We start from the raw sequence: 20,495 nt of genomic DNA, 5'->3' as shown, positions 1-20,495 counted from the left end.
TGGAGCAATGGACAGTCGCGGGCCTATCTTTTCGTTATGTTTGCAGTTTAGCTCACATGAGCATAAACAAGCGTTAGATTATCTGCGCACCGAAGAGCATAAGCGCGATCTGGGCATTTTGAATGACTGCATGTCGAAGGGGTGCCGATGATGTTGATGATATTGACCACGCCGGCACAGATATAGCCGAGCGCCATTCACCAAACCCGTCAAGATGATCCAAATAACGATGAAAATAACTGGGAACCCTACACCAGCGCCGTGCACAACCCGCCAACCGAAAAGCGCTTGGAACCCGGTTCCAGTTCCACAGCGGCTAGGCCGTCGTGGAACTCCTATGCCTTGCGATCTGCGACATCGAAGACAGAAAAGCCGACAAACGCCTCGTCGAAGGCCAGATCACCACCAACTGGGAACAACAAACCCTCGCACAACTCGTCGCTGCCCGCTCCCGCCCGAATCAACTACCACATACAAAATCAAGTCCACTTCAACAGCGCAAAGTGCAGAAGCAAAACATTCGTCGGGCTCACGCCATGTGGGTGCGCGCGGCATCGGCCATGGTGCGCACCAGGCTTTCGCGCCAACGCGACCAGCCGTACTTCTTGGTGATTGACTCGTTGGCCGTAGCCCCCAGCGATGAACCGTCGGCGCGCGTCAGGTCGAAGAGCATGGCGAGCGTGATGGGATCATGATCGAGCCGCGCAGCCAGCTCTTCAGCCACAGCCGGATCCTCGGGATCTTTGCCCGTGGCATATTCGGAAAGCGTCAAATGCTCGCGCACCAGCAGCGTCGCGATGCGCACGATCTCCTCGTCGAAGCCCAGCCGGCGCACGATGACGGGCACGTGACGCGCGCCTTCGGCGGCGTGATCCGCCACGCCCGGTCGCTTGCCGATATCATGAAGCAAACCCGCCAGCAGCAGCGCAGCATAGCGAGTTGCGTCGTAATGGGTCCCGTCGTAGTGCGACGCGGCACCGTTATCATGCGTGTCGTTGCCGCCCGCATCGCGACGCGCTGGGATTCTCCCATCGTCAGCTTGCACAGCCGGCACATCGTCAGCCGGCACATCGTCGGCCGGCACAGTGTGCTGCACATCGCCGGATTCGTCGGAACCGCCATTTCGCCAACTGTGTCCCAGCCGCGAAACTGTTTCGATCATATGCTGGTCGATCGTATAGCGATGCGCCGCGGAGGTCGAGGGCCGATTGCGCACACCAAGCCATTCGGGTATCCAACGCCCCGGAATATCGACGAAATCAAGCTCCTCCCACACCTGTGGGAGCGCCCTGCCCGACCCGAGCAGCGCGATGAGGAGCTCACGCTCACCACCGCTCCAATCGTGGTCACGCATCGGGCAATGCGCGAGGTTCTGCAGCGTCACCGGGTTGATCGGCAGTCCTGTCTGCGCGGCCGCCACGGCGACCTGCAGGGGCAGATCAGCATGCTTGGCAGGTTTCATGCCGGGAGCGAGCGCCACCTCATGCTCATGTTCCACCACTCCAGGTGCTAGCGCGTGGAAGGCCGGCGCTTCGCGTTTGCCGCCCGAACGCGGGTTAAGCAATTGGAAGAAGGCGAATCGAGGCCGATCATGGGTGATCGAATGCTTGGCCCGCGATGAAGTGAACTCCCAGGAGAACGCGATCCGGCGCCCGATGCGGGCCAGCAACATCTGCATGTCATCGACGGACCGCGCATCGCGTTCGTCCTGAGGCAGCGTCGGATCAGCCAATCCCAGAGTCTGCGCGACCGCCGGCTGATATTGGGTGAGCAGCAGGTTCGTATCCTTGGCGGCAGCAAGATGAATGCAATCGCGGATGTCCAGCAGCCGTTCCACTGCGTCATCGTAATGGCCATGCGGCCGGTCTGCCAGCCAGGAGGCCGCAAGCGCCGAGATGATCACGGCATCGCGCAGACCGCCACGCGCCTCCTTGATATCTGGCTGGTTGAGATAGGCCATACGGCCGAACCGCTCAAGCCTCGACTGCGCGGATTTCAACAGCTCCGGCAGCCGTTTGCGGGCCGCCTTGCGCCATCGTTCAAGGATCGAGCTGGCAGTGGACGTGATTAGCGCCTTATCCCCCGCTATCGGCCTGACATCGAGCCAACCCACGGCGGCCGGCAGATCGTGGTCGGTCACGCCTTCGCATTGCTGGCGTGTGCGCACCGAATGGTCCAGATCGAGGCCACTGTCCCATAGCGGATACCACAGTGCGTTTGCGAGTGCATTGAGCTGGGTGTCGTTCAACGTATGCGGTTCGTAGATCAGCACCAAGTCCAAGTCCGAGCTTGGCCCGATCTGCCCGCGCGCCAGCGAACCGACTGCCGCCAGCCCGACGCCATGCCTGGGAAGCGCGAACGGAAGCGCGGCCGTCTCCTCATCCCATAGCTGCCGGATGGCGCCGATCGCCAGCGCCGTTCGCGCAGCGCGCTTGCGGGCACCATCGCGATACACGCCGTCGTCATCCGGGCGGCTCAGCTCCATGAACCGCTCGCCAAGACCCTCAACTGCCGACGCCACGGGTTTCTCCCTCTTCTCTCGTTTCAGGACTCTTCTCGTATTGCCGCGGCCAAGCCTGCAACGACCACGATATGGATTCGGGGGCGACCATGGCAATGGATCGCCCCCGAATTATGTGCACGTGCCTGCGCCTCGGACCTTGGCACGCACTATTGCGGTATCGCGGCTTGCCGAAGCTGCCGTCGATCAGGCCACCGGATCAGATCGCTGCGGACCCGGTCTCTCCGGTGCGCACGCGCGACACCGAATCAAGCGGGGCGACCCATACTTTGCCGTCGCCGATGGTGCCGGAGGCGGCCGCTTTAATGATGACCGAGACTAGCGTATCGGCATCGGCATCGTCGGAAAGCACTTCGACGCGGATCTTCGGGATCAGGTCGACTGTGTATTCGGCGCCGCGGTAGACCTCGGTGTGGCCGCGCTGGCGGCCGTAGCCGTTGGCTTCCGAAACCGTCAAGCCGTGGACGCCGGCGGCTGCCAGCGCCTCTTTGACGTCGTCGAGCTTATGCGGCTGGATAATAGCAGTTATCAGCTTCATTTCACTTCAACTCCTTGAGAACCGAGCTGGCAGTGCCAGCGAAATCGTATGCCCGCTCGCCTTGGTCGACCAAGTCGACGCCGCTGACCTCCTGCGCCTCGGTGACGCGCCAGCCGATCGTCTTTTCAAGCGCGAAGGCGATGATAGCGGTGATGACGCCGGAATAGAGGATGGCGACCAAGGCGATGCAGATCTGGACGACGAGCTGCCTCCAGTCGCCGCCCGCGAACAGACCGGTTCCTTCGCCGAAGAGGCCGATAAGCACCGTGCCGGTCACGCCGCCGACGCCGTGCACGCCGACGACATCGAGCGAATCATCATACCCGAGCTTGAACTTCCAGCCGCACGCGAAGCAGGTGAACACGCCTGCGATCGCGCCCAAGACCATGGCCCACAACGGCGAAACCACATCCGCGGCCGGGGTGATGGCGACCAGGCCTGCGACCATGCCGGAAGCGGCGCCCATGGCCGTGTAGTGCCCGTTGCGGATCTTTTCGGTGAAGCCCCAAGACAGCATGGCCGCAGCGGTTGCGGCAGTGGTGCTCACCCACGCATAGCCGGCGGTGCCGTTCGCGCCGAAGGCCGAGCCGGCGTTGAAGCCGAACCAGCCGAACCACAGCAGGAAGGCGCCGAGCATCACGAAGGGAACATTGTGCGGGCGGATCGGCTGCTTGTTGAAGCCTTTGCGTTTCCCGATGATCAGCACGATCACGAGCGCCGCCACTGCGGCGTTGATATGCACGACTGTGCCACCTGCGAAATCATGCGCTGCAGCGCCGATCGCCTGGGAGATCGCGCCGTCGCCGGACAGCAGGCCGCCGTTCCACACCATGTGCGCCATCGGCGCGTAGTCGAAGGTGATCCACAGTGCCACGAAGATCATCCACGTGCTGTATTTGATGCGTTCCGCCAGCGCGCCGCTGATCAGAGCCACGGTGATGATCGCGAAGGTCGTTTGGAAGGCGACGTCAATGCTGGCTGGGTATCCGTTGCCCGACGCAGACGCTGCCGCCGCAGTGAAGGTGCCTTGGTCGGCCACCATCGTGTCTTTGAGCAGGAAGCCCGTGGCCGGGTCCCCGAAGATGCCGCCGATATCACTGCCCGCGTAGGCTATCGACCACCCCCAGAACACCCACACGATTGATGTGACCGCCATTGCGCCTGCGGACAGCATCAACATATTCAAAACGGCCTTGGCCCGAACCATGCCGCCATAGAAAAACGCCACTCCTGGCGTCATGAGGAGAACCAAGGACGCGGATGTCAACATCCATGCTGCATTTCCTGTGCCCATGCCTACCTCCCTCTCTCATAGGGTTGTAGCGTCCCGTCCGTCGGACGAAGCCGCCGAAATTTCTTTTCTCGTTGCGCGGCCTCCGAGACGGAAACCACCATTGTTATCGAACGCCAGTCTGGTTTTCGACAAGTTACGGGACGTTACGGCTGTGTAAAACGTTGCCGCAACGCATGTTGTTTCGCGTTTCAGTCTAATCGCAAACGCCGCGTGACACCCGAGGTTGCTTGGCGTTTCGCCGAAATGACACCATCGGCCCGGTGTGTCGAAATGGACGCACACGTCCGCGATTCGGACACGGATTCGGATGAGGGTGTTCCAGACCCGGCGTGCGGGAGCCCTCGCACTGGTTGTTCAGGCCAGAATGCCATCGACGAATGCCGGGGCGTCGAAGGGCGCGAGATCGTCCGGGCCTTCGCCCAGGCCTACGAGCTTGACCGGCACGCCAAGCTCCTGCTGCACGGCGATGACGATGCCGCCTTTGGCCGAACCGTCGAGCTTGGAGAGCACCACGCCAGTGACGCCGATCGCTTCGGCGAAGACCTTGGCCTGCGCCATGCCGTTCTGGCCTGTAGTGGCGTCGAGCACGAGCAGCACTTCGTCGACCGGCAGGATCTTTTCGGTGACGCGCCTGATCTTGCCCAGTTCGTCCATGAGATTGGCCTTGTTCTGCAACCGCCCTGCCGTGTCGATGATGAGCACGTCGGCGTCGGCGTCCTTGGCCTGTTGCGCAGCCTCGAAAGCGACCGAGGCCGGGTCGGCCCCGTCTTTTTCGGAGCGCACGACGCGCACGCCGACTTTCGCGCCCCAGGTTTCGAGCTGGTCTGCTGCAGCGGCGCGGAAGGTGTCGGCCGCGCCCATGATCACCTTCTTGCGCTCGGCGACGAAAAGTCGTGCGAGCTTGCCCGCAGTAGTGGTTTTGCCGGTGCCGTTGACGCCGACCATGATGATGACGCCGGGCTGAGCGACGGTAGCGTCAGATGTGCCGGGCTGAGTGGCGGCCGGCTCGCCCGTGACCGGCTTATCGGCGTTCAGCCGCCGATCCGTGTCGGTGCCGACGAGATCAAGCAGTTTGGCACGCAATGCATCACGCACCTGCACCGGGTCGCTGGTGCTTGTGACCCGCGCGTCGTTGCGCAGTTCCTCGACCAGCTGCGCGCTGGCGTCCGCGCCCACATCCGCAAGCAACAGCGTGTCCTCGACATCTTCCCAATCAGACTCCGCCAGATGGTCTTTGGCAAGGATGTTGAACAGCGCGCGCCCGAAGGGGTTAGAGCTCTTCGCCAGCCTCGCCCTCAGCCGCGTGATCCGCGAACCAGCCGATTCCGGCGTCTCCATCGGGTGCCCCGCAGCCGGGGAAGCCGCCGCCGATGCCGCGGATTCAACATCGCCCGTTGCCGTGGGCGCGAAAGCAGGTTCGGATTGTGCCTGCGCGCCGCCAGACGTCGCTGCTTCCAGCGAAGCAGAACCGGGAGCCGAAGGCACTTGGGCAGCGGGCGCGCCCGCTCCGCTCGACTCATCCGCTTCACTCGCCGTATTCGATTCTCCGCGATGCCTGCGCGAGCGCACAACAAGCACAGCGGCGATCAAGGCCGCGATCACGACAATGGCGATCACGACGATGGCGATAATCATTGAGCTATCCATATTCATACGCCTAAGCCTAATGCATTCCGCCGCACTGCATAGGCTTCTCGCGCGCAGACGCACACGCGAAGCGATCGCCCGCAGGCTGCTACTTGCCTTCGGCCGCTTTCTTGCGCCCGCGCTGCTTCATGGTGCCGGCGGCGGCATCCGCGGCATCGAACACGACGGCCTTCGCGCCCTCATCGAGCTTGCCGGGCGCCGTCTGGTAGGAGACCATGCCCTGCGGGGCCGGCTTGAGCGTAAAGAACCTGCCGATCGCCTCGACGAGCACGTCATTGCCCACCGTCACCGACGAAGTCTGCTTGCCCTCGGGCTTGCTGAACTTGACCGCATTGGGGTCGCGCCCCGTGCACGCCTGAAGCGCGACCTGCTTGGCCTTCTCGTTGACCAGCACCTTCACATAGGCCGGATACCCCAGCCCGACCGCAGTCGCCTTGTTGAACCTGACCTTGGAATCCATCACCGTCATCGTCAGCTTGCCCGCCGGCTTCGCAATAGCCACTTCCTCAAATCCTTGAAGAGTCATTCCCGATTTTCCTTAATCTATCGTTATCAATGCATTCATTAGTATTGTTAATTATTTCCGTCGGTATTATTTATGCAATTACCTATGCCTGATTCATTTATTTATTAGCACCACACTGCAATATATTAACAGTTCATCAGTATATCTAAAATCATTTTTATCTACGGCAATATAGCTAAGGGCTGCAGACGTTTTCTTGGAGATTGAACGAGAGTATTCCATGTTCAGCCAAGAAGTGCGCCCTGTGACTTTCAAGGACCGTCTGCCGGCAATTGTTTTAACTCATTGAGAAGGATTGGACGACGTGCCAACGTCACCATGAAGTACGAAACATTATCTTCACTGGTAACTACAAGGTTCCACGTACTGGGTCAGGTAGTGACAAGTGCCGACTCAGCCACTGACACCGTCAACAAAGTGACTCCTGGACTCGTTGCTGAAACATCGAAAGTGATCGACTGCCAGCTAGAGGCGCTGCCGGTCGCCATGCGCCTGTGGCCCAGTCCGCTCTCGGTACTAGCCTTTGTGCTTGGTGGAATCAAACTCGTTGAACAACACATGAGAATAATTAGTAGGGCAACGCTATGGTCAGATAGAGCAGCATGGGTAAATATTCGAGCGGGAATCCGGTTGCATATACATGCTCAATATGCCCGGGAAGCCAATGGGCCATTCCCGGACAAATCGATCAGGGGCGGCATGAACCGAGGGTAACGCATTGCCCCATTCACGGTGACGGCGCCACTGTGAATGATGAATGCAATCTTTCGGGTAAATGCAATCACGATCTATACCAATACCAGCTATACCAATATTGAAAATAATGTGTGGTACTTCACTTCGGATAACCAACGATTTGACGGTTCCCCAACACGAGGCGACTGATCTACTCGATGCCGTCGAACACAGCATCTCATCACTTTCGTTTGTTCCAATACGTATTCTTTTATCTCACCGTACCGTATATATGCGGAAAGGAAATGTCATTGAATAACCGCCACATCACTGTAGCCGGTCTCATGTCGTTGTTCGTCACGATTGCGACCATCACGATTTTTTTGCATTACTTGGATCTGCACGCAGCGGAAATTTCCACCGTCTCCATCGTCTTGCTTGTCGTCGGCTTGGCGGCGGGTTCCTTGATTCCCAGCATTCTGACGACTTGGCTTATCGTCTTACTCAGCGTGCTCGGCATTGCCATCTTGCTGCTGGGCACTGTCCCGATAAGCCTATCGTCGAAATTGATGCTTCTGGCCGTGTTCCCAGTCAGCGCCGGTCTTACCTCAATCAATCGCTACGTTTTGCTGAGGTCCGGTTGGGGAAAGTCCAATAGGCGCGATATTGAACGCTATGCTTTTCACTATAACCCTGTGACCAAATTGCAACAAACGCACAATGCAGAAAAAATGTATCAGAAGACAGTTCGTTTCATCCAGAACGATCCCGATGCAACGCTGTGGTTCAACATCACCGCCATTCACTGGGCCAACAATACGCAATTCAAACAATTCCACGCAGCCAAGTATGACGAGGTACTTCGCAAGATTGCCAAGGTGCTGAAGGATTATCGCTTACCCTCTGAATCGCTGTATTACCTGGGCCGCGGAACGTTTCTGATTATTTCTCACCACCTATCCGCGGACGATTATGCGAAACGCAATAGGTTTACCGAAGAGCATCTGAATGAGATCGCGCTTCTGGGAACCACTCCTCAATTCAAATGGGGAAGTCTTAAAGTCGACCACTCGAATGCAGATCGGTTCCCGGCGTTGGAAGATGCCACCAACTATCTGCAGCGGAAGATGGAAACTAACCTCGTGGTTGAATATCTGAAGGGCGAAGAATCCTGATGATTACTAGTTTCTGGTGGGTATCGATCATTATCACGTTGTTGTTTTTCATTTCGATAGCAGTAATCTTTGTGTGCCAATGGATCGTATATTTTCGCATCGAACGAACGGCATTAGCGCAAATGAAACTCAACGAAAAAGAGGGGAAAAGGAGGTGAGGAAATCATGATTTCAGAAGCGCTGATGATTTTTACGTTGGTCTCGATTTGGATATCACTGCTTATGTCCATGACGACCCTTGGCGGCGCCATTCATTTTTGGCTGCAAAAAAGCCAAGAGTTGGTATACATTACACCTCTGCCCTCGTATCCGAAGGTAACCATCGTCGTGCCTGCGCATAATGAGGAAATCGTCATCGCCCAAACGGTGCGGGCTATCTTGGACCTTCACTATCCCGCAGAACGCGTCGAGGTCCTGTTGTTTGCCGACAACTGCAATGACCGCACGGCGCAGGAAATGCGGAGAATCGCTGATCTGCCGCAATATCGCAGCCGGGAGGTGAAGATCATCGAGAGAGTCGGAAGCGGAGGCAAGGCAGGTGTCCTGAATGACGCACTGAACATCGCTCACGGTGAATACATAGGTGTGTATGACGCGGATGCGATGCCAGAAACGAACGCCCTGTACTTTTTAGTCAAAAAACTAAATGAAGATCCCGCCAGGTACATGGCAGTGTTCGGTAGGAATAAAACGCGGAACGCCAAGCAAAATTTCTTGACCAAGTGCATCAATCAGGAGATCGTCGTCACTCAGCGAGTCCAGCATTGCGCCATTTGGCATATGTTCAAGATCGGCCGCATACCCGGCACGAATTTCATTATCAATCGAGATTTCGCCAAGTCGATAGGCGGGTGGAGCGATGGCGCACTCACCGAAGACACCGATATCTCCTTCAAGATCATGCAAAGCGGCAAATTAATCGCTCTGGCTTATAATTCCGAGGCGTTCCAGCAGGAACCCGAACGCGTCCACGATTATTATTTTCAGCGTCTACGGTGGGCGAAGGGCAATTACCAAGTAGTCACTCGCAATTTCACCGTGCTGTTCAAGCCCAGCAACTGGCGGGTAAAACTCGAAGTGGTGTATTATTCTGCGATTTTTTTCTGGTTCAATGCAGCAATCGTGCTATCGAATGTTATATTCCTCGCGAATATCTGTGTCCTCATAGCAAGGGCATTCGAACCCAACCTGGCCATTCCGTTTACCTTCGGTGACAGCAACAGTTCCCTCATGCAAATACTGTTATTGAACTGGCTGTTGATGATCGTCTTGTATATGCTGCAAATCTCTTTTGCACTGTCCACGCAATACGGCCAGGCCACCACGGACCAGATATGGATATCGCTCGCCTCGTATTTTACGTATTCACAACTCTTCATCCTCGTTTCCCTGCACGCGGTGCTTTCCGTATTCCTCGACGCTGTGCTTCACCGCAATGGCAGCGTGTGGGTGAAAACGAAACGATTCAACGATTAGAGGGATACTCTGTGATGAAACATGTAAGATTCATGTGGATCAGCGCCGTCGTAGTAGCCATTATCTATATCGTTGCCTTGCTTTCCGTGCGTGTGGGCAGCATGGCCAATGTGCAACAATCCCAGTATGAACACTGGAAAGAACATTATGTGGTGCCGAAAACCAAGAACCAGTCTTTCGTAAACACCAGCAATGACCCCAACAATCCCGTTGCGCTTTCAGAGGGACAGGGGTACGGGTTGTACCTCACCGCCGTGGCGGGTGCCCGCGGCTGGGCGGAACAGCAGGATTTTGACCGCTTGCTGAACTACTATTTGGAGAATCGCGATGCCGTTGGAGAGCGACACACCACTGAGACGTATCTCATGCAGTGGCGCCAATATAAAAGAGGCCAAACGTGGTCCAGCGAACGCAATAGCGCCACCGATGGCGACCTGTATATCGCGTTCAGTCTTCACCAGGCCAGCACCGTGTGGCCACAGCGATCTTCCTATTACCGGGCGATCGAACGCCGATTGACGGCTGACATCCTGCGATATGAATACAACAGCACCACGCACACGCTGACCGTCGGCAATTGGGCCAACGAGAAATCACCGTATTACAATCTGCTCCGAACGTCAGACGTCATTCCGAATTTCTTCCAGGCCTTTTATGAGTTCACCCATGATAGCCGGTGGCTCACCATAAAGCACGCCATGCTCGACCGCATGGTGGATCTCAGTGACGACCATGACACCGGACTCGTTCCCGATTTCGCATGGGTAACGAGCACCAATGCCAGCGCGGTACAGGGGAAAACGGTTGCAACCAGATACGATGGCGATTATTCGTCCAACGCTTGCCGTGTGCCCATGATGCTCGCCGCAAGCAACGACCCGCGCGCGCAAAAGGTGGTACGCAAGTTATTGCGTTTCTTTGATCAACAGGAAGTTATCACCGCCGGCTATTCACTTACCGGGCACCAACTCAACACCTATCAATCAGACAGTTTCACCGCGCCGCTGGTGTATGCGGCCAGCCGGGATTCACACCATACCTATGATCGCATCCTGGCCAAGAAACCAGGACTGCTCACGGAGGCGCTCCACGAGAGCAGCTACTACGACGCCACGCTCACCGCCATGGCGGTGATGGAAGGAATGGATAAATGAACACGCTGAAGATCATGACCATCTTCGGAACCAGACCCGAGGCAATCAAAATGGCTCCGGTCATCAAGCAACTTGAAGCCGACCCCGGCACAACTCCCATCATCGTGGCAACCAGCCAACATCGAGAAATGCTGCAGCAGGTATTGGAGATTTTCAACATTCAGCCTGACTACGATCTGAAGATCATGGCGCAGCAGCAAACGCTCTCTGAAATCACCAGCAAGGTCATTCTCGGGCTCGACACGATTCTGCAGGAGGAACAACCAGATCTGGTTCTGGTGCATGGAGACACCACGACAACCATGGCGGCGAGTATGAGCGCTTTCTATCACCAGATACCCGTCGGCCACGTTGAGGCAGGTCTTCGAACCTGGGATAAGTATTCTCCGTATCCCGAAGAGATGAACCGTATGCTGACGGACGACATATCGGATCTGTATTTCGCGCCGACCCAACTCAGCAAGGACAATCTCCTGCAGGAGCATCACCCCGAATCGCAGATTTTCATCACCGGGAATACGGCAATCGATGCGCTGCGGTACACCATTCGCATCGATTACCACCACGATGTCCTCACGGCAATACCTCGGGACCATAGGTTCATCCTGCTCACCATGCATCGAAGAGAGAACCAGGGGCAACCGATGCGCGACACCTTCAAGGCCATCAAGGACGTGGTCAGGAATACGCCCGACCTTGATGTCGTATATCCCGTGCATTTGAGTCCGCGTGTGCAAAGCGTCGCCCATGAGGTATTTGACGGCGTGGACCGCGTCCATCTCATCGCCCCGTTAGACGTGGTTGATTTCCATGGAATCGCCGCGCGTAGCTCTTTCATTATGACCGATTCCGGCGGCGTCCAGGAAGAGGCCCCCTCACTGAACAAGCCGGTACTGGTGCTGCGTGATTCCACCGAACGCCCCGAAGGCGTCGCGGCCGGAACCCTCAAAGTAGTGGGGACAGCGACCCAGGCAGTCAAGGATGCCATGCTCAGCCTGTTGAACAACCCGCAGGAATACCACGCCATGGCAACGGCCCACAACCCCTACGGCGACGGCCACGCCGCCGAGCGCATCGTGAGCATCTGCCGGGACTACTTGTCGAGGAAGAAGTAGCGGGACAATGGCGGGGATGTGCAGGGTAGCATTCGCAGTTCCCCCTACCCCTCCCTCCAATGGCTACTGAAAACTCACAGCAATAGACAGTAATTAAATTCAGCAAATATCACCAAGACACCTCCCGACGATCGGGCCATGACAGCAACAGATTCTAGTGATACCCGCAATTCTAATGAGTCGGGAGTTCACAAAATCGTGTCAAAATATGACGTATCGCACTCAGTGAAACGCTGAGCAACCTCTGGAATTCATCTTCGCTGAACGAGCAAGAACAGAAATCAATTCAGTCCATCTTGCGAATGCCACTCTTACTCTGCACATCACTTTCAATTCCAAGTATTTCAGAAGGCTCAGGGTAATTTGGAAAGCCCTTCCAATAATTTGAATAATCAGAATCGGACCCAATACTAAACCTGAGAGGCTCATTTGACGTTTGAAGGATCGCCGTACTGAGAATTAGTTGTGATGACTCTGGAACAGGTAATCCAATAAACTCGAGATCGGAAGGTTCCTGGAGAATTCTAACCATACCTGTTTCACTCACAAGCTTATGCTTAACTCTTCCCCAAGGATCAGATTCCGAATGCTCATAATTACTAACAGCTAACCCTAGCCCTGCAGCTTCAATACGTTGAACTGAATTATGAATTGTAGTGAATACCGATCGGACAGTATATAAATCAGGTGGCTGTTTCAACCCGCCATGAGAAAACCCATTCCTTACTTCCAGAATGGTCTCTGTCGATAGCGAATCTGCAAATTGTCTAAGCTGTTCCAATATCTCTTTTTTTGCCCTCGTACGTAAATCGAGAAATGGGATTGTATGACGGAAGGGAAAGAGTTGGAGTGTGGTTTTACCTGTAAAAGATGGATAATCGCCCTCTGGTCGTTTGCTATTGTTCTCGACATCACTACTATCGAGCAAATTATATAAATGACGATACTGATTAATGAGTGGTCTTAAAGTTAATGATTCAATATCACCATCTGCCCCAGCACTAGATAACAACATGTGATTAGCAAAGCTAAGGGCCTTCCCCACTGTATATCTAAATGGATTTTCATCCTTATAATGATCGGACATAAGCGACCAGGTCAAAAAAGCCAATAACTGCTTTAAATATGCCTCTAATGAAGTAAAGAGATGCGTTACCCCACCTCTCATACTCAACAGATAGTCGACTTCATCTTCACTTCCGGGGATTGCTGCAGTAGCGTCATGATGTGCCTTCATGAATTTGGTATACCCGCCATGGTGCGACCTCTCTGTAAAACCGAGTCTCCAAGATAGAATCTCTTCCAAATCGAAGGAATCAGCATTTAAAGAATTTAATCTGTCAGTGTCTAAGTGAACGAATTTGCATACAAAATCGGTAGCTGCTTTATACGGAAGAATCGAACGTTTAAGTACCTCTCTTGGATCCGCGGATGAAATATAATTCATGAGCCTATCATCAAAACTAGAACCATCAACACTTCGTAATATCCAATCTAAATTTTTCCTGTAATCATCTCCAAGATCTTGATAGGAGGAGCGCAGCAAATTTCTTAAACGAAGCTCAGGAAGACTGGGAAACATACCAGTTACTCGGGTACCTAAATGCCCGAGTTCAAAATATGTACCCCATTGCCCTAAGTAATGCTTCCCGTTCAATACAGGAATTCTAATTTCTTCTGGTGGAACAGTAATCGTCATATTTAAGACTAGCTCATCAATTGCGCTCCGAATTACAGCATCAGGAGCACACATAATTGCCTGCATTAACTCGGATCTATTACACTTGAGATCAAAGGAATTATTCAAATTCGCGACATCCGAAGTTAGTCTTTCAACAAAATCTTCCGGAAGTAGATTATAGACACTAGAATCTTCACATAATTTCTTCGCTATAAGAATTAATTCAATATCACTGAATGCATCGCCAACGAAATATGGAATTGATGTTTCGGAGCCAGCATCATAATCTTGCTTCCTCGTAATTGAAATTCGTCTAAAAAAACCAGCCCAATCAGATAATTCACCACTCGTATCGTTAAGCACATCGTCAAATATTGCGCGATATGCGTTTATGGGAGCTCTCATACTTGATGACAACCATATTGTATGTGCGGAGCGATTTGTCCTGTCCGAAGAGTGTTGAAGACGTAAGTCACGTCTCGGCGGGATACTTCTTCGAAATGATGTCTGTATTAGCCCAAATGGACCAAAAAGATAACGTCCAACATGAAAGACTCCCGTCTGAGCCCCATCAAATAATCTTATAGTATCGGTATAGCCAAGATTGCGGACCTCCGTTTTCTTGATCTTCTGCAAACGATCGTACAGGTCTCGACCAAATGAAAACGGGAATAGCAATGATTTCGATTTTATTTCCTCACCAATTTCTTTAGCTATGTCCAGTGCAGAGGTCTTTTTTAGGTCAATAAGAATGTCGCAATGGAATAGAGTCAACAGAGCCAACAAGTTTGCGTCATTCGGAGTTGGCGTGAACGGAATATTTCTAGTCGATTCTTTCACTAGCCTCTTCATAAACTCTCTACGCACCGCGACACCTTCTGGCGTCAGGTTCTGACAAAGTTGCCCAAGTGCACTGCTTTTATAGGTATCTTTTATCACACACTCCGCGAGGCACTGCCCAAGTAACCAAAAATCTAGGATATGTTCTGCCTCCTCACGCCTACCATATTTTGCGAAAAGCTCCTCACTCGACAAGGTAATTGGTCTAATATCATTGGTCAATGCAATCCCTTTCAATAGAATTCTTTCGCCTATTAGGCTTTCATACATAAATGCATTATTTATTTCATTTGCGTAATATTAACAAATGATTTATATACAGAATATAAACAACCTTGTATTAATATTGTGTGGTTCATTGTTTCTTGCACGGTCTGAAGTGGACTGAACTCCAATACTTGAATCCAGCTTTTGAACCAGTCCTCGAATACCATTGCCGGAAATTCTGGATGTCTGAGAAAAAAACGAATCCGCCATCGCCTGATACGCGTGCAACTGTCGAATTCCTCAGACGCACAGAATCTGTATAGCATCCGGCCTTGGGACTTCCGTATATTTATCCGATAACCGCGTTGCCTCAGCATGCTACTATGCGGCCTAGCAATTCCTGATGCTTAATTCTTAAGTTGTTATCGTCCCGCTACTATTTCAAAGAACACGTGCACACAGAAGACAAGATGCCCCCTCACACCCACGGTCGCAAGTCATGTTGTATCCACGGAAGATCACATTGTGACTATTCTGACAGGGGCAAGACCTGATACCGCCCATGGGCCTCGAAATAGCACAACGCAAGGACGACGTGATTTTCCAAGGCCCTAAAATCCAGTTCATATCAATACCTAGACAAAGTCTTTTCTGGTAAAGTCACGATGGCCATAGTGCCTATTCTCTTCCAGAGGGCTAGGCTTTCTTCGGATTCCTTTGTGAATATATCATCGAGTTCGTATTCCCCAATAAACCGGTACATTCCAGTTTCCTTTTCCTTAAGAAAAGCAAAACGATTAGTGTTGGTCCGGGTTTTATACTCTTCGAAATGGTCGTATTTCTCGAGAATGCGTTCTTGCGATTCCCCTATGGTATTATGATATCTTTCGTCACCCTCATTCGCGAACCACACTGCCACAGTTCCATTCGAGAAGAAACCACTGTAAGGATGCCAGTTCTCGATACCGAACAAAATTAGAATCGTTTTCTGATTACTGAATCTTACCGAGGATGAAACGCTGAGCGCCCGCTCATTAGTAAGCTGAGCTATCTCTTCATAATATATCCTAGTAGGTCCACCCATAATAGGCACTCCTTCGTTGGCAATAAAATAATCAGACAGGTAATATGATAGTCCTAATCCACCGATAGTGAATAGTAATTCACCATAGAAAAATATGAAGCTCGTCAGCTTTTATGTATGCGCCTCGGATAAATCAGAACGACTTTCAATAATCATTGTTTTGTTTACTGCTTAATCAGTGCTGAAGTCAAACAAGTTGATTATCCTTCGATTGTTCGATTTGCTTCGTTTGTTACGCTCTACAACAATCCATTGTTCTAGTCCGTATACTCACTGCGAGAGACTATCCGACGGCCCTCGCAACATCCATTCACTCTATGCATGGTACATTTTGTAACCAAGTAGAATCTGGATCAAGGGAGAGGTCGGTTGGATGAGTAAACGATATTTTGATTTAAATATTGAAAAAGTTCTGGACAATTGGGAGATTTTTCATGCAGTTCGAGAGATCATCTCGAACGCATTAGACGAAACGCTTCTAACGGGGTGCCAAGAGCCAACCTTTACAAAAGACAAGCAAGGATTATGGCATATCCGAGATTACGGTCGTGGCCTGAACTATGAACACTTCACACAGAACCAGAACATAGAAAAAATCAAAGCGACCAATGTGATTGGCAAATTTGGAGTTGGCTTGAAAGACGCTCTAGCTGTTCTCAACCGTTCCGGTCGAAGTGTTGTTATCGATTCAAAGTTTGGTCACATCTCGTTAGCCATGCATAAAAAAGAAGGGTTTGATGACGTGCAGACGTTGCACGCTGTTTTTTCAGAACCCTTGGATTGCAAATTCACAGGAACGGAATTCATACTTCAAGTTTCAGATAAGGAGATCGAAGATGCAAAAAAGTTATTCCTCTATTTTGAAGATAAAAGCCCGTTGGACATCACTCCTTTTGGTGAAATATATGGCAAAAGCGGAGATAGCGCCAATATCTATGTAAACGGAGTCAAAGTATCCGATGAGGACAATTACTCTTTTGATTACAATATCACGAGGAAGAATGCTGCGTTGAAGAAAGCTCTTAATCGAGAGCGTTCAGCGGTGGGACGTACCGCCTATTCCGGAATTGTCAAAAATATGTTGCTCAATTCATCAACCCTTGAAGTGATTTCCGAACTTCTTTCTCAGCTTAAGAAAATTCCGAAAGGAACTCAAGGCGATGAAATCAATTATGTGGATGTCCAAGCGTATGCAATCAAGAAGTATAATGCGCTAAAACCGAGTGTCTTTATGTCATCGTTCGACGCCTTTGATTTAAGTGAAGACGACAAAGAGAAAATCCGAGAAAGTGGACGTGAACTGGTCATCGTACCTGAAGCAGTTTTTGATCGTGTGAAAGACGACGAGGACGAAAATGGCAACCCCATTGGGACATTTGATATCGTGCGTCAAGAATATAACGACAACTTTAAATACGATTGGGTCGACGAACGCGCACTTTCAGTAAAGCAACAGAGCATTTGGGATTTACGAAATTCATTACTGAAATATTTTGAACTATCAAAGTGGGAAAAGCGAATTCGGATTTCCAATACGATCAATGAGTTCACTTCCGGCGACGTTCACGGTGTCTATGATTCTCAACTTGGTCTTATTGTCCTAAAGAAGACGGTATTAAATAATAAAGAAGTTTTTTATGAGACACTGATTCACGAACTTGTTCATGCAACCACAGATTATGCCGACAACACTCGTGACTTTGAAAATGCACTTGGGAAATATGTTGGAAAACTAGCTATTGACGTATTCTCGGATAGCAATGTTCCGACAGATACTACAAATCAGAATAGTTCCTCGGAATTAGGGAGAAAAACAACCGAGCTAATGAGCAAGTTCTTCAAGAAGAAAATTTGATTGAACGCTTCCAAATTAATGTGTGGCTGCCTCATTGATACGCTTCTCCCAACCGTCCACGACGAGCTTGGTCTGAGCTTCGGGAATCGGGTCCCCGAGTTCAGGCTCCTCGGATGAGGCTTCCGGCTCCTCGGGCGAGGCAGGCGGTTGCGACGGCGATGAACTCGATGGTGAACTAGAACTATCGAGAGCTACTTGATAGGCGGCGACTGCTTGACGATCCGACGGAGCGTACTCCCACAGAGTTCCCCAATCGATGAGCGTATCGATGGCGCTCTGATATTGTTCCCTTGTCACCAACTTCGACAACAACAGCCCGTTAAACACATAGCCCGTGTCCGTCTTTTCTGCAAGGGCGTCCACAACGAAAAGCGGGTACTGGTTGGGACTCACCAACGAACGCAGTAACTCGAACGCACTGCGAGGTAGTGCCCGGAGTCTTGCGCACTTTCGGTTTTGTCGTTCCGCGTGCGTTTTCAGTTCGCTTTGTTCATGGTGTCGCCGAGCCGGGACATGTCCAGGTAACGCCGGGTGGACCAGTCGTTGGACGTCACGTAGCGAATCCGTGCGGTGATGAGCATCAGCGCGCTCCTGCCGTCGGGGAACGCGCCCACGACGCGGGTCCGACGCCGGATCTCCCGGTTCAATCGTTCTATCATGTTGTTGGTCCGGATCCGCCGGCGATGCTCGACCGGATAATCCTCGAGCAGGTACGTGGTGGTCTCGCCGATGCCCTCCCGCAGGCACTTGGCGGCTTCCTTGAGTTTCCTGGAGTCCATTTCGACGGCGACCTGCCCGGCCTTGGCCAACGCCGCTTCGCGTGATTCCATGGCGAACACGGCCTTGAGGGCGTCGGCGGCCCACCGCGTGTGCCGCGGGGAGACCCTGGCGAGTACGTTGCGCATGAAATGCACCATGCAGCGTTGATAGCGTGCTCCGGGCAGCAGTCCGCCGACCGTCGAGACGAGCCCGGCGCACCGGTCGCCGGTCACCATCCGAACGCCGGCAAGCCCCCGTGAGATGAGCGAGGAGACGAACGAGTTCCAGCTGGCGGCGTCCTCCTTCATGCCCTCGGCCACGCCGATGACCTCCCGGTGCCCGTCCGACCCGACGCCGATCGCCACGAGCACGGAGACGTTCTCGATCGCACCTCCCCAGCTGCGCTTGTGCCACACGCCGTCCATGAACACGTACGGATACGGTTGGGACAACGGTCGCTGCCGCCATGCGTCGATGTCCTCGTAGATCTTTTTGAGCTTGTCGGACAGGGTCTGGGACGGCATCCGCTCACCCCACAGGGCCTGGCTGATGTCGTCGACGCGACGCGTGGAGACGCCGGCCAGGTACATGTCGATGAGCGCTTCCTCGACCGATTCCTCCCGGCGTCGGTACCGTTCGATGACCGCCGACTCGAACAGGGCGCCCTTGAGTTTCGGCACCTTTACCGCCATTTTCCCGGCCTTGATCGTCAAGGCTCGCTCGTAATGACCGGCCCGATACGCCTTCCTCGCGTCCGAACGCCCGTATCTCGCAGTTCCCGTCAGCTCGTCCGCCTCGGCGTCGAGCATCCGGTTGAGGATCTGCGTGACCTTCTCCGTGACCATCCGGTCGAGTTGGGTCTCGAACATGGCCTGGTTGACCTGTATGATTTTCTCGGGCATGGCCCGTACCTGCTTTCCAATCGGTTTTCACTTTCAGCGATTGAAAATCGTACACACAGGACGGGTTATGCTCCCACCACCTCAAAACTGCGCAAGAATCCGGACGTTATCCACTGCGACACTCGGCATCGTGGTCGTAGAGGTAAGGCACGGCATGGGTGCAGAACTCAAGGAGATCAGTGCCAAAAAGCATCGGGCGCTCTGCCCCCTGCGGAGAGAACGGCGGCAACACCTTTCCCTTCAACACAGCCAGGCTTTCTTCCCATGGCTGTGAGTCCTCGCGATGCATTGGTATGCGCAGAAGATCATAACCCTGCGGCAGAAGAACCGGAGCCTCGGCAGTTCCGCTGTCATGCAATTCCTTTTGCATCTGAACGGCTAGTGCCAGGGCGGTGGGAACCGCGGCTATGGAATCGGACTGAGCGATAGCGCCAACGATGGTTTTCAACACGTCGGTATGAAGTCGGGAACCGTTGTTCCGGTTCAATATCGTCGTCGCCACGTTGATCGAAATACAATTCCAGAGCACTTTGGAAGCCATCTGATCACACTTGAGACATCCCAGAATAACCTTCTGTATTCGTTCAGTATCACTGTCTTTGAGATATGATGCCGCCTTGCCGGGGAAATATTTGTCCCCGAAAATCTTAAGCTGATCATCCCTGGGGAAGCCGGGATCGAGTAGGTCGTCAACAAGTACGAACTGTTTGAATTCCGCTTCATGTAACACATCACGATCGGTGGAAAGCCGGAAATACGCATCGAAGTGCTCGGCTCTGCAGATGGACCTCCGTGGATCGTCTTCACGAGTGTTCGCGTTACTCCAGTTTCCTGCAAGAGCTGCTCTGGCAAATGGAAAGAGTGATTTCAAGGCTTCACGATCGGGAGCCTCCCGCAGACCCTTCAACTCTGTGGCCAAGGACTGAGCACGCTGCTCCTCGCCATTATGCTGTCCAGGATAAGAGGTTCTGCCTGTGACAGGACTACATAGGAGCGCCTTGTGCCCCATGATCCAACGGTGCAGCGAGGGGCGGAACACCTCCAAG

General features: G+C 53.1%; 15 protein-coding genes. 5 read left to right on the top strand and 10 right to left on the bottom strand.

What is annotated here, in order from left to right:
• Positions 1–529 precede the first annotated feature (529 nt).
• The 5 genes from LKG04_RS03790 to LKG04_RS03770 form a co-directional block, all read right to left on the bottom strand.
• Complete coding sequence (locus tag LKG04_RS03790; protein WP_291760236.1) at positions 530–2,521, bottom strand: nucleotidyltransferase domain-containing protein; 1,992 nt, start codon at positions 2,519–2,521, stop codon at positions 530–532.
• Between the two features lie 199 nt (positions 2,522–2,720).
• The gene (locus tag LKG04_RS03785) at positions 2,721–3,059 is read right to left on the bottom strand and encodes a P-II family nitrogen regulator (protein ID WP_291760239.1); all 339 of its coding nucleotides are present in this window, start codon (positions 3,057–3,059) and stop codon (positions 2,721–2,723) included.
• A 1-nt stretch (position 3,060) separates the two neighbouring features.
• A complete protein-coding gene (locus LKG04_RS03780; protein WP_291760242.1) occupies positions 3,061–4,353 on the bottom strand; it encodes an ammonium transporter in 1,293 nt (430 codons plus the stop codon).
• 354 nt (positions 4,354–4,707) lie between these two features.
• A complete protein-coding gene (gene ftsY, locus LKG04_RS03775) occupies positions 4,708–6,000 on the bottom strand; it encodes a signal recognition particle-docking protein FtsY (protein ID WP_291760245.1) in 1,293 nt (430 codons plus the stop codon).
• An 88-nt stretch (positions 6,001–6,088) separates the two neighbouring features.
• Positions 6,089–6,526 (bottom strand): hypothetical protein, encoded by a 438-nt coding sequence (locus LKG04_RS03770; RefSeq protein ID WP_291760248.1) that lies wholly within the window; start codon positions 6,524–6,526, stop codon positions 6,089–6,091.
• Positions 6,527–7,506: 980 nt separating this feature from the next.
• Here LKG04_RS03770 and LKG04_RS03765 point away from each other — a divergent pair.
• The 4 genes from LKG04_RS03765 to wecB all read left to right on the top strand — a co-directional run bounded on the left by LKG04_RS03765 (position 7,507) and on the right by wecB (position 12,121).
• Complete coding sequence (locus tag LKG04_RS03765) at positions 7,507–8,376, top strand: hypothetical protein (protein ID WP_291760249.1); 870 nt, start codon at positions 7,507–7,509, stop codon at positions 8,374–8,376.
• A gap of 165 nt (positions 8,377–8,541) precedes the next feature.
• Positions 8,542–9,852 carry a glycosyltransferase family 2 protein gene (locus LKG04_RS03760; protein WP_291760252.1) on the top strand — a complete coding sequence of 437 codons (1,311 nt, stop codon included), beginning with the start codon at positions 8,542–8,544 and terminating at the stop codon, positions 9,850–9,852.
• A complete protein-coding gene (locus LKG04_RS03755) occupies positions 9,822–11,006 on the top strand; it encodes a glycosyl hydrolase family 8 (protein WP_291763284.1) in 1,185 nt (394 codons plus the stop codon). Before LKG04_RS03760 ends, LKG04_RS03755 begins: the two co-directional genes overlap by 31 nt.
• Positions 11,003–12,121 (top strand): non-hydrolyzing UDP-N-acetylglucosamine 2-epimerase, encoded by a 1,119-nt coding sequence (wecB, locus tag LKG04_RS03750; protein WP_291760257.1) that lies wholly within the window; start codon positions 11,003–11,005, stop codon positions 12,119–12,121. Before LKG04_RS03755 ends, wecB begins: the two co-directional genes overlap by 4 nt.
• Before the next feature lie 286 nt (positions 12,122–12,407).
• Here wecB and LKG04_RS03745 read toward each other — a convergent pair whose 3' ends face one another.
• A complete protein-coding gene (locus LKG04_RS03745; protein WP_291763281.1) occupies positions 12,408–14,864 on the bottom strand; it encodes a hypothetical protein in 2,457 nt (818 codons plus the stop codon).
• 613 nt (positions 14,865–15,477) lie between these two features.
• A complete protein-coding gene (locus LKG04_RS03740) occupies positions 15,478–15,933 on the bottom strand; it encodes a hypothetical protein (RefSeq protein ID WP_291760264.1) in 456 nt (151 codons plus the stop codon).
• Positions 15,934–16,306: 373 nt separating this feature from the next.
• Between LKG04_RS03740 and LKG04_RS03735 the strand changes: the two genes are divergently transcribed.
• On the top strand, positions 16,307–17,788 hold the full coding sequence (locus tag LKG04_RS03735; protein ID WP_291760267.1) for an ATP-binding protein: 1,482 nt from the start codon (positions 16,307–16,309) through the stop codon (positions 17,786–17,788).
• A gap of 15 nt (positions 17,789–17,803) precedes the next feature.
• Here LKG04_RS03735 and LKG04_RS03730 read toward each other — a convergent pair whose 3' ends face one another.
• The 3 genes from LKG04_RS03730 to LKG04_RS03720 all read right to left on the bottom strand — a co-directional run.
• Positions 17,804–18,085 carry a hypothetical protein gene (locus LKG04_RS03730; RefSeq protein WP_291763278.1) on the bottom strand — a complete coding sequence of 94 codons (282 nt, stop codon included), beginning with the start codon at positions 18,083–18,085 and terminating at the stop codon, positions 17,804–17,806.
• Between the two features lie 179 nt (positions 18,086–18,264).
• Positions 18,265–19,449 (bottom strand): IS256 family transposase, encoded by a 1,185-nt coding sequence (locus tag LKG04_RS03725; RefSeq protein WP_034886200.1) that lies wholly within the window; start codon positions 19,447–19,449, stop codon positions 18,265–18,267.
• 106 nt (positions 19,450–19,555) lie between these two features.
• Positions 19,556–20,495, bottom strand: a 940-nt coding sequence (locus tag LKG04_RS03720) for a hypothetical protein (protein WP_291763272.1), incomplete at its 5' end; no start/stop codon positions are given.

This window comes from Bifidobacterium sp. (assembly GCF_022640935.1).
Classification (GTDB): Bacteria; Actinomycetota; Actinomycetes; order Actinomycetales; family Bifidobacteriaceae; genus Bifidobacterium.
The sequence above is the reverse complement of the archived record's forward strand: the minus strand, read 5'-3'. Positions and strand labels throughout refer to the sequence as shown.

Coding starts and splice junctions, on each gene's coding strand:
- LKG04_RS03785 (WP_291760239.1), bottom strand. CDS start 3,059: ATGAAGCTGATAACTGCTATTATCCAGCCGCATAAGCTCGACGACGTC.
- LKG04_RS03780 (WP_291760242.1), bottom strand. CDS start 4,353: ATGGGCACAGGAAATGCAGCATGGATGTTGACATCCGCGTCCTTGGTT.
- ftsY (WP_291760245.1), bottom strand. CDS start 6,000: ATGGATAGCTCAATGATTATCGCCATCGTCGTGATCGCCATTGTCGTG.
- LKG04_RS03770 (WP_291760248.1), bottom strand. CDS start 6,526: ATGACTCTTCAAGGATTTGAGGAAGTGGCTATTGCGAAGCCGGCGGGC.
- LKG04_RS03765 (WP_291760249.1), top strand. CDS start 7,507: ATGTCATTGAATAACCGCCACATCACTGTAGCCGGTCTCATGTCGTTG.
- LKG04_RS03760 (WP_291760252.1), top strand. CDS start 8,542: ATGATTTCAGAAGCGCTGATGATTTTTACGTTGGTCTCGATTTGGATA.
- wecB (WP_291760257.1), top strand. CDS start 11,003: ATGAACACGCTGAAGATCATGACCATCTTCGGAACCAGACCCGAGGCA.
- LKG04_RS03740 (WP_291760264.1), bottom strand. CDS start 15,933: ATGGGTGGACCTACTAGGATATATTATGAAGAGATAGCTCAGCTTACT.
- LKG04_RS03735 (WP_291760267.1), top strand. CDS start 16,307: ATGAGTAAACGATATTTTGATTTAAATATTGAAAAAGTTCTGGACAAT.
- LKG04_RS03725 (WP_034886200.1), bottom strand. CDS start 19,449: ATGCCCGAGAAAATCATACAGGTCAACCAGGCCATGTTCGAGACCCAA.